14 protein-coding genes are annotated in these 11,923 nt (G+C 69.0%); 7 read left to right on the top strand and 7 right to left on the bottom strand.

Features of this window, described 5'->3' with window-relative positions:
- Positions 1-7: 7 nt before the first annotated feature.
- Positions 8-811 carry a DUF4349 domain-containing protein gene (locus tag E2F49_RS06200; RefSeq protein ID WP_165971125.1) on the top strand — a complete coding sequence of 268 codons (804 nt, stop codon included), beginning with the start codon at positions 8-10 and terminating at the stop codon, positions 809-811.
- Between the two features lie 159 nt (positions 812-970).
- Entirely contained in the window at positions 971-1,921 is a 951-nt protein-coding gene (locus E2F49_RS06195; protein ID WP_133393020.1) for an aldo/keto reductase, read from the top strand.
- A gap of 81 nt (positions 1,922-2,002) precedes the next feature.
- Here the strand turns inward: E2F49_RS06195 and E2F49_RS06190 are convergent, their stop codons facing one another.
- Entirely contained in the window at positions 2,003-2,299 is a 297-nt protein-coding gene (locus tag E2F49_RS06190; RefSeq protein ID WP_055248970.1) for a hypothetical protein, read from the bottom strand.
- 104 nt (positions 2,300-2,403) lie between these two features.
- Between E2F49_RS06190 and E2F49_RS06185 the strand changes: the two genes are divergently transcribed.
- Both E2F49_RS06185 and E2F49_RS06180 read left to right on the top strand, forming a co-directional pair.
- On the top strand, positions 2,404-2,646 hold the full coding sequence (locus tag E2F49_RS06185; protein ID WP_243713474.1) for a GNAT family protein: 243 nt from the start codon (positions 2,404-2,406) through the stop codon (positions 2,644-2,646).
- 200 nt (positions 2,647-2,846) lie between these two features.
- On the top strand, positions 2,847-3,239 hold the full coding sequence (locus tag E2F49_RS06180; RefSeq protein ID WP_243713472.1) for a GNAT family N-acetyltransferase: 393 nt from the start codon (positions 2,847-2,849) through the stop codon (positions 3,237-3,239).
- 2 nt (positions 3,240-3,241) lie between these two features.
- Here the strand turns inward: E2F49_RS06180 and E2F49_RS06175 are convergent, their stop codons facing one another.
- Complete coding sequence (locus E2F49_RS06175) at positions 3,242-3,760, bottom strand: GNAT family N-acetyltransferase (RefSeq protein WP_208004819.1); 519 nt, start codon at positions 3,758-3,760, stop codon at positions 3,242-3,244.
- A gap of 5 nt (positions 3,761-3,765) precedes the next feature.
- Positions 3,766-4,707 (bottom strand): peptidylprolyl isomerase, encoded by a 942-nt coding sequence (locus tag E2F49_RS06170; protein ID WP_133393019.1) that lies wholly within the window; start codon positions 4,705-4,707, stop codon positions 3,766-3,768.
- 121 nt (positions 4,708-4,828) lie between these two features.
- Between E2F49_RS06170 and E2F49_RS06165 the strand changes: the two genes are divergently transcribed.
- Both E2F49_RS06165 and E2F49_RS06160 read left to right on the top strand, forming a co-directional pair.
- Positions 4,829-5,203, top strand: a complete 375-nt coding sequence (locus tag E2F49_RS06165) for a PadR family transcriptional regulator (RefSeq protein WP_055248963.1) — start codon at positions 4,829-4,831, stop codon at positions 5,201-5,203.
- Positions 5,200-6,156: a sensor domain-containing protein gene (locus tag E2F49_RS06160; RefSeq protein ID WP_133393018.1), complete on the top strand. Its 957-nt coding sequence runs from the start codon at positions 5,200-5,202 to the stop codon at positions 6,154-6,156. The genes E2F49_RS06165 and E2F49_RS06160 overlap by 4 nt, the downstream gene beginning before the upstream one ends.
- 73 nt (positions 6,157-6,229) lie before the next feature.
- Here E2F49_RS06160 and E2F49_RS06155 read toward each other — a convergent pair whose 3' ends face one another.
- Together E2F49_RS06155 and E2F49_RS06150 are read right to left on the bottom strand one after the other, a co-directional pair.
- A complete protein-coding gene (locus tag E2F49_RS06155; RefSeq protein WP_133393017.1) occupies positions 6,230-7,555 on the bottom strand; it encodes a polyhydroxyalkanoate depolymerase in 1,326 nt (441 codons plus the stop codon).
- Positions 7,556-7,673: 118 nt separating this feature from the next.
- A complete protein-coding gene (locus E2F49_RS06150) occupies positions 7,674-8,267 on the bottom strand; it encodes a class I SAM-dependent DNA methyltransferase (RefSeq protein WP_133393016.1) in 594 nt (197 codons plus the stop codon).
- Between the two features lie 138 nt (positions 8,268-8,405).
- On the opposite strand from E2F49_RS06150, the gene E2F49_RS06145 reads away from it, so the two are divergent.
- Complete coding sequence (locus E2F49_RS06145) at positions 8,406-8,864, top strand: CopD family protein (protein ID WP_133393015.1); 459 nt, start codon at positions 8,406-8,408, stop codon at positions 8,862-8,864.
- A gap of 271 nt (positions 8,865-9,135) precedes the next feature.
- On the opposite strand, the gene E2F49_RS06140 is transcribed toward E2F49_RS06145, so the two are convergent.
- On the bottom strand, positions 9,136-9,921 hold the full coding sequence (locus E2F49_RS06140) for a 3-hydroxybutyrate dehydrogenase (RefSeq protein ID WP_133393014.1): 786 nt from the start codon (positions 9,919-9,921) through the stop codon (positions 9,136-9,138).
- A 204-nt stretch (positions 9,922-10,125) separates the two neighbouring features.
- Positions 10,126-11,823 carry an alkaline phosphatase family protein gene (locus tag E2F49_RS06135; protein ID WP_133393013.1) on the bottom strand — a complete coding sequence of 566 codons (1,698 nt, stop codon included), beginning with the start codon at positions 11,821-11,823 and terminating at the stop codon, positions 10,126-10,128.
- Positions 11,824-11,923: the final 100 nt, after the last annotated feature.

Here is an 11,923-nt window from a genome sequence, read left to right as displayed (position 1 = left end):
CCCGCGGATGTCCCGGACGCATGTCCGGTCCGGAATCGCGCTGTGCGCCGTGCTGCTCGTGGCCGCGTGTTCCTACAAGGAGAAGGCGTCCGACGCGGGCGGGCTCGCCTACGCCGAAGGCGCCGCCGCCGCGGTGGGTGACGCCAACGGCGCGCTGCTCGCCTACGAACACACGGTCGGCGTGCAACTCGACCGTGCGGCGATCGCGCCGCGCCTGCAGGCCATCCGCAGCGCCTGCAGCGACGCGCGTTTCGGTACCTGCACCTTGATCGAAGCGCAGCAGTCGGCCGGCGACTGGCCGCAGGCGCGTGCGGTGATGCGCATGGCGCCGGATGCGATCGAACCGATGATCGCGCTCGCGGCCGAAGGCGGCGACACCGGCGAACGCAGCACGCGGGCCGAGGATCTGGCCGTGGTGGTGCGCGACAACACCACCGAACAGGATCGCCTCACGAAGGAGATGGCGCGTCTGCAGGCGTTCGAGGCCCGCGGCGACCTGTCGGTGGCCGACATGATCGCGCTGTCGGAACGCATCGCCGCCGCCGAGGCCCAGCTCGAAGCGGCCGCGCGAGAGGGCGCGCGCTACCGCCAGCGCATCGACACGCAGCTGCTGACCGTGCAGTTGCGCGGGCGCGACGGCGAACAGGGCCGCAGCGAGATCGGCGCCGCGTTCCGCGAGTTCGGCGCCACGCTGGCGACCGGCACCGCGTGGACGATCCGTGCGACCGCGTTCCTGCTGCCGCTCGCGCTGGTCGGATTCATCCTGTTCGCCGCGCTGCGCGCGCTGTGGCGGCGCCGTCGTCGCGGCTGATCGGGACGCCCCTGCGCCGGTTGCCCGGCGTGGTGGCCTGCTGCAGACTCGGCCAGGCCGCTCGATTGCCGGCACTCCGGACGCGCCGCGCATCCGCGCACCGTCGCGCCGGCCCACGATGCAGGCCCGGACCTGCGTCATCCATGCAAGGAGAACGCCATGGTCACCCGTCGCGACGCCCTGAAACTTTCCCTCGGTGCCGGCCTGTCGCTGGCGCTGCCCGGCAGCCTGCTCGCCGCCATGCCCGCACCGCTGCTGACGCGTGCGATTCCCTCCAGCGGCCAGCGCATTCCGGTCGTCGGTCTCGGCAGTTCGGCCACGTTTTCCTCCACGGCGCGCGACAACGCCTCGGCGCTCGACGACGTGCTGCGCGCGCTGGTCGAGCAGGGCGGCGCCGTGTTCGACACCGCGCCCAGCTACGGTGCATCCGAAGAAGTCGCCGGCAAGGCGGTGCAGCGTCTGGGCATTTCCGATCGCGTGTTCTGGGCGACCAAGGTCAACGTGGCGGGGCGCGAGGCGGACGCCAAGGCCGACCCGGCCGCCGCCCGCGCGCAGATCGAGGCCTCGTTCGAGCGGCTCGGGCGCGAGACCATCGACCTGATCCAGGTCCACAACCTGGGCGACGTGCCGACGCAGCTCGGCATCCTCAAGGCGCTCAAGGCCGAGAAGCGCGTGCGCTACATCGGGGTGACCTCGACCAGCAAGCCGGCGTATCCGCGACTGATCGAGACCATGCGCAACGAACCGCTGGACTTCATCGGCGTCGATTACGCGATCGACAACCGCGATGTCGAGGAGACGATCCTGCCGCTGGCCGCGGAGCGCAGGATCGGTGTGCTGGTCTATGCCCCGTTCGGACGCACGCGGCTGTGGAACCGTGTCGAGGGACGGGATCTGCCGGACTGGGCCGCGGACTTCGACGCGACCAGCTGGGGCCAGTTCTTCCTGAAGTTCGTGCTGTCGCATCCCGCGGTGACCTGCGTGACGCCGGCCACCAGCCGCGTGTCGAACCTGATCGACAACCTCGGCGCAGGCCGCGGGCGGCTGCCGGACGCGGACCAGCGCAGGCGCATGGTGGCATTCATCGACGGGTTGCCGCCGGCGGCGTGATCCGACGCGCTGCTGCGCATACACGCGGCAGCGCCAGCGTCAGCGTCCGGGCCCTCCCTCGAGATGGGGAGGGCGCGACACTCAGCCTTCTTCTTCGGTCTCGAATTCGACCACCGCATCGAGATCGAAAGCGAGTGCCTCGATCGCCTCGCGGACCTTGCGCTCGGTCGCGGCGTTGCCGACCTCGACCTCGATCTCGTGCATCTTCGGTCCGGCGACGTCGCTCAGGCCGGCGGAGCTGGAATCGGCATCGTCCATGTGCGACATCAGGTCGTCGATTTCCTCGACGTGTTCGATGCCTTCCACGCTGGACAGGAGATTGATCACCGCGCGGGCGGTGTCGTCGCTGCCGGTCAGGCGGATGCGGAGCATGGGCATGTCGGTTCCTCGGTGGGGGATGTCGACGCAGGCTAGGCAGCGCTGCGGAAAGCCGACGTGACGACACCACGCCCGTCGTCAACATGCCGGCGTAGGCTGTGCGCATGAACACAACCGACGCCGCCACGGCGCCCACGCCGGAGACCACGACAGTACAGCTGCGCCCGCTCGAACGCGGCGATCTGCACTTCGTCCACGAGCTCAACAACAACCGCACGGTGATGAGCTACTGGTTCGAGGAGCCCTACGAGTCGTTCGTGGAACTCGAGGAACTGTTCCGCAAGCACATCCACGAAGGACCTGCTCACCCGGTCAGGACGTGTCCCGTTGGCGCATCCGGCGTCTAGAGGTTCGCGCGCCGCGAAGCGACAGGCCGGCTGCCTGTTCGAGTGGTGCGCGGGCATCTGGGCGCCGGATGCGGCAACCCGAAGGGCCGCGACTGAGCGCGTCCGGCACTGCGTCATCACTCGGTTGCTTATCGGCATAAGCGCCCTCGCTCTTCCTTGCGCCGAACGCGCTCAGTCGCGGCGGGACACGTCCCGATCGGGTGAGCAGGTCCTGGAGCGAGCGCCGCTTCATCGTCGAGGACGGGAGCCATACGCGCGTGGGCATGGTGGAACTGGTCGAGATCGACCACCTGCACCGGCGCGCCGAGTTCGCGATCATGATCTCGCCCGCGCACCAGGGCCGGGGCTATGCGCGCCCGGCGACCGCGCTGGCGATCAGCTACGCATTCCGCGTGCTGAACCTCTACAAGCTGTTCCTGCTGGTGGACGTCGACAATGCCGCGGCAATCCATGTCTACGAATCGCTGGGCTTCCAGCGCGAAGGTGTGCTCGTCGACGAGTTCTTCAGCGACGGCCGCTATCGCAGTGCGATCCGGATGTGCCTGTTCCAGCACCAGGCGCTGGGCAGCGACGACAGCCGTCGCGACGCCTGAGTTCAGTCGCCGCGCAGGCGCTCGAAGGTCAGAGTGGTCTCGCCGCGATACTGTGCGGCTCCCGTCTCGACGTAGCCGAGTTTTGCGGCCAGTCGGCGCGAGCGCGTGTTGCCCGGACCGATGATGCACACGCTGCGACCGCCGAAAGGCTGGGCGTCGAGCCAGTCGTGCATCGCCAGCGTGGCTTCCGCTGCGATGCCGCGGCCGTGGGCTTCCTTCGCGAAGACCCAGGCGCCTTCGGGCGACGTCTGGAAGGTGTCGCCCAGCCCGCGGCGGAAATCGGCGAAACCTGCACCGCCGATGTAGCGGTCCGTCTCGCGTTCGATCACCGCGAAGATGCCGAAGTCGAACGCGCGCCAATGGCCGATGTAGCGGAGCAGCCGGTTCCAGACGTCTTCCTCGCTCGGCAGCACCGGTGCGATGTGGTGCATGACGTCGGGGTCGCGCAGCATCGCCCGCATCGCGTCGAAATCCTCGAGCGCGTGCGGGCGCAGCCGCAGGCGCGGCGTCTCGATGATCACGCCACTCAGCCTGCCGGCGGCGTGCGCACCGGCACGCTGATGTTGCACAGGTCGATGTGGCCGGCCGGCCTGACGTACCAGTCGTCGCGGCGGTTGCGGCGCGATTCCACCACCGCATCGAACAGCGGCGTGTCGGTGCGCAGCACCTGCAGTGGCGTGCGCTCGTTCGCCGGCACCTCGGACGCGAGGCGGATGCGGCGGATCGGCGTGCGCTGTTTCGGATCCTCGTAGAAACCCAGCGGGCCGGTGCCGCGTGGCAGCACGCTCAGCAGGTCCATGCCCTGCAGCACGCGTCCGACGGTCGTGATGTTGCGGTCGAGCTGGCGCGGCGACTGGCCGGTCACGATGTAGAGCTCGGTGCCGTTGCTGGAATCGGGCGCCATGTCGCGGCCCGCGCCCAGCGTGCCGTAACAGTGCGCGAGCCACGTGCGGCCCGCGCCCTTGCGATCGTCGCGCGCGGCCGGAAAGCCGTCGACGAAACCGGCCTGCGCCGACCAGCCGTCGGCATCGGGCAGAGCGTGGAAGGCGAGCCCAGCCGAGGCACGGTCGAACTCGGCCGGGAGCTTCGCGCGTGCGCTGCCGATCGGCTTGCCGGGCACGCCTTCTTCGGTGATGTCGCCGAACTGCACGACGAAGTTGTCCTGCGAGCGGTACAGGGTGAGCCCGTTCCAGAAGCCGCCGCGGGCGAGGGTGCGGATGTTGGCGACGTGCTCGGGCGCGAAGGCCGGCGCCAGTTCGATGACGACGCGGCCGCCGGCGAGATCCATGTACAGCAGGTTCGCCGGATCAGGGGTGCGCCAGTCCGCAGGCGTAGACGCGTCCAGCAATTCCTGGGTCGAGCGGGTCTCGACGGCGGTCGCGGGCGCGCCGGAGGTGGCGCAGCCGGACAGCGCGAGCACGCAGGCGGCGAGGGTGGCGGACAAGGCGTGGCGCATCGGCTGGCGCATGGAGCATTCCCCAAGAGATGAAGCGGCGATTGTGGCCGAGTGGCGCGGCTGCGTGACTACCGGCACATCCGCTATAGCGAACTCCGCACTAGTATTCCGGTCAACCTAGTGGAGGTGGCCGATGCCCGACGCCGGCGACGACAGCGAACTGCAGCTGCGCAAGTTCCAGAAGGAACTGAGCGCGGGCACGGTGTCGCTCGCGCTGCTGGCGGTACTGGGCAGCGCCGGCGAGCCGATGTACGGCTACCAGATCGCCAAGCGTCTGGAATCGCTGGATGGCGTGCTCAGTGGCAAGCAGAGCGCGCTGTATCCGGTGCTGCGCAATCTCAGTGCCGCCGGCCTGCTCGACAGCCACGTCGAACCGTCGGTCGCCGGACCGCCGCGCCGCTACTACCGCATCACCGAGGCAGGGCGGCTGACCCTGCAGCAGTGGACCGCCGCGTGGCGGGCCACACGGGATTCCGTCGACGCCGTCCTGGAGGGGGAGCGCCAATGAACAGCATCCACACACATTCCAACCGACCGCCGCAGAGCATCCCCGAGTATCTGGAGCAGCTGCGCCAGTCGCTCGCCGGCGCCGACCCCGCACTCGTACAGGACGCGCTCTACGACGCCGAGGAATACCTGCGTTCCGAACTGGCCGAACAGCCCGGCAAATCCGAGGCCGAGGTCATCGCGTCGGTGGCGTCGAGCTACGGCGCGCCGGAGGAAGTCGCCGACATCTACCGCGACACCGAGGTCAAGGTGCAGACCGCGCTGCAGCCGCCCAGGCCCGCGCCGCGCAGCTCGCCGATCGGGCGCTTCTTCGGCGTTGCAGCGGATCCGCGCACCTACGCCTCGCTGTTCTACATGGTGCTGTCGCTGGCGACCGGCATCTTCTATTTCACCTGGGTCGTCACCGGCCTGTCGGTGTCGCTGAGTCTGGTGGTCGTACTGATCGGCATTCCGCTGCTGATCCTGTTCTTCGGTTCGGTGCGGCTGCTGTCGCTGGTCGAGGGGCGCCTGGTCGAAGTGATGCTGGGCGAGCGCATGCCGCGCCGGCCGCTTTACGCGGCGCGCGGACGCACCTGGCTGCAGCGCATCGGCGACATGTTCACCGACGCGCGCACCTGGAGCACGCTGTTCTATCTGCTGCTGATGCTGCCGCTGGGCATCGTCTACTTCACGATCAACGTGACCCTGCTGTCGCTGTCGCTGAGCATGGTGGCTGCACCGCTGCTGGCGTGGACGGGTATCGCGGCGACCGGCGTCACCGACGACGGCTGGATGGTGCTCGGCTGGACGCACGGCACGGGCCTGTCGACATCGGTCCCGCTGCTGGCGACCCCGTTCCTGCTCTTCGCCGGCGTGCTCACGCTGTTCGCCAGCCTGCACCTGTTCCGCGCGATCGGCCGCATGCACGGCAGCATCGCCAAGCACCTGCTGGTGAAGACCGCGCAGTACAGCTGAGTCGTCGGACCGCGGAAACGAAAAGGGCGCGTCGGAAGACGCGCCCTTTTCGCATTTCACCTGCCGCGTGGACTCAGCCCGCCGGCCTGGCGCGTTTGGTCGCGCGCTTGCGCGGTGCCTTCGCCGCCGGCGACGTCTCACGCGTGCCCTGCGCATGCGAGGCGATGAACGCACGCACCTGCGGGTACACCTGGTTGCGCCATTTGCGACCGCTGAAGATGCCGTAGTGGCCGGCGCCGGTGACGGTCAGATGCGCACGGTCGGCCTCGGCGACGCCGGTGCACAGCGTGTGCGCGGCGCGGGTCTGACCTTCGCCCGAGATGTCGTCGAGCTCGCCCTCGATGGTCAGCAGCGCGGTGCCGGTGATCTTCGACGGCTCCACCTTTTCGCCCGACACCACCCACTTGCCGCGCGGCAGCAGATGCTGCTGGAACACGACGCGGATCGTGTCGAGGTAGTACTCGGCCGGCATGTCGAGCACGGCGTTGTACTCGTCGTAGAAGCGGCGATGCGACTGCGCGTCCTCGTCGTCGCCCTTAAGCAGGTTCTGATAGAAATCCCAGTGCGATTCGAGGTGGCGCTCCGGATTCATCGCCATGAAGCCCATGTGCTGCAGGAAGCCCGGATACACCAGACGCCCGCGGCCGGGGAAATTCATCGGCACCGGATTGATGACGGTCTGCTCGAACCAGTCGTAGGGCTTCTCGGTGGCCAGGTTGTTGACCGCGGTCGGCGACTGGCGGGTGTCGATCGGCCCGCCCATCATCACCAGCGAGCGCGGCGTGGTCTCGCCGCGCGCGGCCATCAGCGACACCGCGGCGAGCACCGGGACGGTCGGCTGGCAGACGCTGATGACGTGCAGGTCTTCGGCACCGATGTGGCGGATGAACTCCTCGATGTAGGCGACGTAGTCGTCGAGCGAGAACGCACCGGCCTCGGCCGGCACCATGCGCGCGTCGACCCAGTCGGTCACGTAGACCTTGTGGTCGCGCAGCAGCGTGCGCACGGTGTCGCGCAGCAGGGTGGCGTGGTGGCCCGACAGCGGCGCGACCACCAGCACGGTCGGCTGCGCCTTGATCACGTCCAGATGCGCCGGGTCATCGGTGTAGCGCTTGAAGCGCAGCAGCTTGCAGAAGGGCTTGTCGAGCACGTCGAGCTGCACGACCGGGTACGTGCGGTCGTTGTCGGCGTTGGCGACCTCGTGGATGCCGAAGGCCGGTTTCTCGTAGTCCTTGCCGATGCGGTACATCAGCTCGTTCGCCGCAGCGACCTGGTCGGCGCCCGGCAACTGGGCGAGCCAGGTGCCGTCGTGACCGAAGGCGCGCGCGTTGGCGTCGGCCAGGAGCGTCCACGGCTTCATCCAGGCGCGGCCGAGTTCGTGGAGTTGGTAGAACAGCATGGGCGACGGTCCGGCGGGTTGTTGCGACGCAACATAGTGTAGTCGGCTTGAACCCGACCTGCCCGCCCGACGGGCGTTCAGGTCGAAGCCATGCATCGCGACACGGGATATGAGCGCCTCAGGCCGGGATTTCGAGCGAGGTCGCGGCCTCCGCCAGCGCCGGCGACAGCCAGCAATGCGAGCCGAGCTGGCGGAAACCGGCGGCGGCGAAGCGCTCGCGGTAGAAGCGGGCGGGGCGGCGCTTGAAATCGACGTTGTCGCCGTCCGGGCCATCCTCGTGGGTGAAGGTTTCCAGGAACGCCACGCCGCCGCACAGTTCGGCCAGGCCGGGCAGGCCGCGGTCGAGTTCGCGCGTGTCCAGGTAGTGCAGCACGTCGCTGCACACCAGCAGGTCGACCGGCGGACACGGGCGCAGCATCTCGAAGTCGGCGAAACGCGCGTGGTGCAGATTGCGGGCGCGACCGAAACGCGCGACCGCGTACGCGCTCGGATCGAAGCCGAGGTACTGCAGCTTCGGCCGCAGCTTGAGCAACGGCGCGCGCCATGCACCTTCGCCGGCGCCGATGTCGAGCACCGTGCGCAGCGGGCGCTCGAGATGGTGCTCGGCGGTCGCGACGGCCAGCGCGACCTTGCGCGCCAGGCGCGCAGGGCCGCCGATGTCGCCGGCGCGATACCAGCGGTCGAAATAGGCGCGGTCGTACTGCTTGGACATCGGGAGGCCGGAGGGGGACGGGACGCGCAGTCTAGTGCGTCGCGTCGTCGCGACCGATCGTCGCAGTGCCTGCGCGCGCGGTCGGCGCGGGACGTGCCGTGCGATCCTGTACGCCTGTCGGAACGGAGCCAGCACGCGATGCAAGCCTATCTGTGGGTCAAGACCTTCCACCTGGTGTTCGTGATGGCGTGGATCGCGTCGGCGTTCTACCTGCCGCGCATCCTGATCAATCTCGTCGAGGCCGGCAGCGACACCACAGTGCGCGCGCGCCTGGTGCTGATGGGGCGACGGCTGTACCGCTTCGGCCACGTGATGCTGGGTCTTGCACTCGCCCTGGGCATGGTGCTGTGGATGGGCTACACCTTCATCACCGACTTCCCGACGATGGCGCCGATGGGCGGGGGTGCCGGCTGGCTGCACGCCAAGCTGGCACTGGTCGTGCTGCTGGTCGTGCACTTCGTCATCGGTGGGCGCTGGCTGAAGGGTGTCGACGCCGGCCGCGCGCTGCCGTCGACGCAGGCGCTGCGCTGGTTCAACGAGATTCCCGTGCTGCTGCTGGTCGGCGTGGTGTGGCTGGTGCTGGCCAAGCCGTTTTGAGGGCTGCGCCCGACGCGCATGACCGGAGCCCTGTTCCGCAAGACGGGGGAGGGTTGGGTGAAGGCGAGCGGTCAGTTGCACGTGCACGTCCGGCCGGACAGAGGCATCTGCGAACCGATCGCGTCCGTGACCCGGGCGTTTGCCCCATCCCGGCCTTCCCCCGCAAGCGGGGGAAGGGGCGGACATCATGATCGGTTGCGGAGCGCGCTGGAAAAGGCCATGAACCCACTTTCGCGCGGCGAGGTGCCGCGTGGCGCGTTGCGCGCGCCGGTTACTGCATGTACCAGCCGTGGCTCACCACGAGGCTCTGTCCGGTCAGCGCGTTGGTCTCGAATGCGGCGAGCATCAGCGCGACGTTGGCGACGTCGTCGACGGTGGTGAATTCGCCATCGACGGTGTCCTTGAGCATGACGTTGCGGATCACCTCGTCCTCGCTGATGCCCAGTTCCTTGGCTTGCTCGGGAATCTGTTTGTCCACCAGCGGCGTGCGCACGAAGCCCGGACAGATCACGTTGGCACGCACGCCGTAGCCGGCGGCTTCCTTGGCGACGGTGCGGGCCAGGCCCAGCAGGCCGTGTTTGGCGGTGACGTAGGGCGCCTTGAGCTTGGAGGCGGTGTGCGAATGCACCGACCCCATGTAGATGATCGCGCCGCCGGTCTTGCGCCGCTCCATGTCGCGCAGGCACTCGCGCGTGGTGAGAAACGCGCCGTCGAGATGGATGGCGAGCATCTTCTTCCAGTCGGCGAAGCTGAAGTCGGTGACCTTGTTGACGATCTGGATGCCGGCGTTCGACACCAGCACGTCGACCCGGCCGTAGTGCGCGACGGCCCTGGCGATCCCGTCGGCGACCTGGGTCTCGTCGGTGACGTCCATCGCGACCGCCAGCGCATCGCCACCGGCGTCGCGGATCGCCGCAGCCGCGCTGTCGGCGGCGTCGAACTTGAGATCGGCGATGACGACCTTGCCGCCGGCCTGCGCATAGACCTCGGCGATGCGCCGGCCGATGCCACTGGCCGCGCCGGTGACCACGCAGACCTTGCCGTCGAGTCGATTCATGCTGCCGCTCCGCTTCGGATGGGGGCGCCCAGCTTAGCGGCTGGACGTGTCACGCCGCCTCGTACCTTCGGACGAGACGGCGTGCCGACGCGCCTTCGGCGCGAGGACGGGATCATCCGGTGTGCATGTGGGAGCGCACTTGGACGCGACGCGGCGTTGGCTGGAGAACCCGCGCGCGCTTCCGCACGATGCAGCGCGGTGCGTTCAGTCGGCGCGCGGCGGCGCAGCGACCGGCGTCATCGTCGGCAGTTTCACCGGCACGCCATCGGCGTTGCAGTGACCGGTCGCGCACAGCTGCGCGCGCAGCGCGGGCGTGGCCTGCACGAGGATGTGATAGATCGTGTTCTGCTCCATCGTGCCGCGCACCGCATCGCTGCCCGGGCCGCGCGCCCAGATGCCGACGTCGTCGCCGCCGTGCGATTCGCTGCGCATCGGCACCAGCGCCTCCTGCATGAAGTCCGGATGTTCGGTGTCCACCTCGCGCAGGTCCGGCCGGCCTTCGGCAGGCTCGAAACTGCTGGGCTTGTGCAGATGCGTCTTCGGCCCGGCCGGCTGCTGGTTGCTCGCGCCGGCGTAACCGGGGCCGTTGGCGTAGACCAGCGTGGTGTAGGGCAGGCCGGTCGCATCGAGCGCGTAGGCGTTCGGGTCGTCATCCTCGCTGACCCGGCCGCGGACCTTGCCCAGGATCGGATTGCCGCGCGTCGGGTACCCGACGAAGTTCAAGGTGTGCGAATGGTCCGCGGTCACGAGGATCAGCGTGTCCTCGGCCGAGGTCGCTTCGGCAGCCGCCTGCACCGCGCGCGACATCGCCACGGTTTCGTCGAGCGCACGGAAGGCGTTGCCCTCGTGGTTGGCGTGGTCGATGCGGCCGCCCTCGACCAGCAGCACGTAGCCCTTGCCGCCCTTCGCCAGACGCTCGATCGCGAAACGCGTCATCTCGGCCAGGTCCGGCTCGCCGTCGTCGCCCGTATTGCGGTCGTGCTCGTACTGCATGTGGTCGGGTTCGAACAGGCCGAATACGGCATCCGCGTCTTTGGCCGCGCGCAGCTGGGCGGTGTTCCATACGACGGCGCCGCCCGGATGCGCCGCGCGCCACTCGGCGGTGAGGTCGCGGCCGTCGAGACGCTGGCCGACCTTGTCGTCGTATTCGGGATCGCGCACGCCGGCCGGCAGGAAGTTGCCGCGCCCACCGCCCATGAGCACCTTCGGGCCGCGACCCGGCGCGAAATCGAGGATCTGCTGGGCGATGTCGCGACAGCCCGCCGCCACGGCGGCTTCGGGCAGGTCGGCGTCGTTCTCCCAGTTGCGGTCCGGCACGTGCGCATAGGTCGCGGCCGGCGTCGCGTGGGTCAGGCGCGCCGTGGTGACGATGCCGGTGTCGAGACCCGCGTCGCTGGCCAGTCGCAGCCACGACTGCACGTGACGGCCTTGGCTGTCGGCGCAGTCCAGACGCTTGCCGGCCGACACGCCGATCGCGCCCATGTGCGACTTCACGCCGGTCGCGACCGCGGTCATGGTGCCGGCCGAATCGGGCGTCTGCGAATCGGTGTTGTAGGTCTTCGACAGGCCGGTATTGGGGAACTGCTCCCAGCTCAGCGCGTGTTCCTCGCCGCTGCCGCCGAGGCGCTGGCCTTCGAGAATGCGCGCCGCGGCCACGGTGGTCAGGCTCATGCCGTCGCCGAGAAACACGATGACGTTCTTCGCCTGGCCGCCCATCGCGCCATTGGACGCCGCACGCGCGGCGCCGCTGCGGTACCACCACTGGGCGGTCTCGTCGGCGCGGCTGGCCGCCGGCGGCACATCGATCGGACGGACATGACCGGCAGTGTTCGCGCCGGAAGAGGCGCACGCGGCGCAGAGCAGGGTCAGCGAGCAGGCGAGGCCTGCGTTGAGAAAACGCATGTTGCGGCAGGTCCGAAGAAGCGAAAACCGCACGCATTATGCCCGCCGTCGATGGCAGCTTCATTGCGGACACCGACGTGACGACGTGCGCGCGGTAGTA

Source organism: Luteimonas terrae (assembly GCF_004358165.1).
Taxonomy (GTDB): domain Bacteria; phylum Pseudomonadota; class Gammaproteobacteria; order Xanthomonadales; family Xanthomonadaceae; genus Luteimonas; species Luteimonas terrae.
The sequence above is the reverse complement of the archived record's forward strand: the minus strand, read 5'-3'. Positions and strand labels throughout refer to the sequence as shown.

Excerpts from the sequence above, each read along its gene's own strand:
- E2F49_RS06165 (WP_055248963.1), top strand. The coding sequence starts at position 4,829 with ATGCCCGACGCCGGCGACGACAGCGAACTGCAGCTGCGCAAGTTCCAG.
- E2F49_RS06195 (WP_133393020.1), top strand. The coding sequence starts at position 971 with ATGGTCACCCGTCGCGACGCCCTGAAACTTTCCCTCGGTGCCGGCCTG.
- E2F49_RS06200 (WP_165971125.1), top strand. The coding sequence starts at position 8 with ATGTCCCGGACGCATGTCCGGTCCGGAATCGCGCTGTGCGCCGTGCTG.
- E2F49_RS06170 (WP_133393019.1), bottom strand. The coding sequence starts at position 4,707 with ATGCGCCAGCCGATGCGCCACGCCTTGTCCGCCACCCTCGCCGCCTGC.
- E2F49_RS06190 (WP_055248970.1), bottom strand. The coding sequence starts at position 2,299 with ATGCCCATGCTCCGCATCCGCCTGACCGGCAGCGACGACACCGCCCGC.
- E2F49_RS06155 (WP_133393017.1), bottom strand. The coding sequence starts at position 7,555 with ATGCTGTTCTACCAACTCCACGAACTCGGCCGCGCCTGGATGAAGCCG.
- E2F49_RS06150 (WP_133393016.1), bottom strand. The coding sequence starts at position 8,267 with ATGTCCAAGCAGTACGACCGCGCCTATTTCGACCGCTGGTATCGCGCC.
- E2F49_RS06135 (WP_133393013.1), bottom strand. The coding sequence starts at position 11,823 with ATGCGTTTTCTCAACGCAGGCCTCGCCTGCTCGCTGACCCTGCTCTGC.
- E2F49_RS06160 (WP_133393018.1), top strand. The coding sequence starts at position 5,200 with ATGAACAGCATCCACACACATTCCAACCGACCGCCGCAGAGCATCCCC.
- E2F49_RS06145 (WP_133393015.1), top strand. The coding sequence starts at position 8,406 with ATGCAAGCCTATCTGTGGGTCAAGACCTTCCACCTGGTGTTCGTGATG.
- E2F49_RS06185 (WP_243713474.1), top strand. The coding sequence starts at position 2,404 with ATGAACACAACCGACGCCGCCACGGCGCCCACGCCGGAGACCACGACA.
- E2F49_RS06140 (WP_133393014.1), bottom strand. The coding sequence starts at position 9,921 with ATGAATCGACTCGACGGCAAGGTCTGCGTGGTCACCGGCGCGGCCAGT.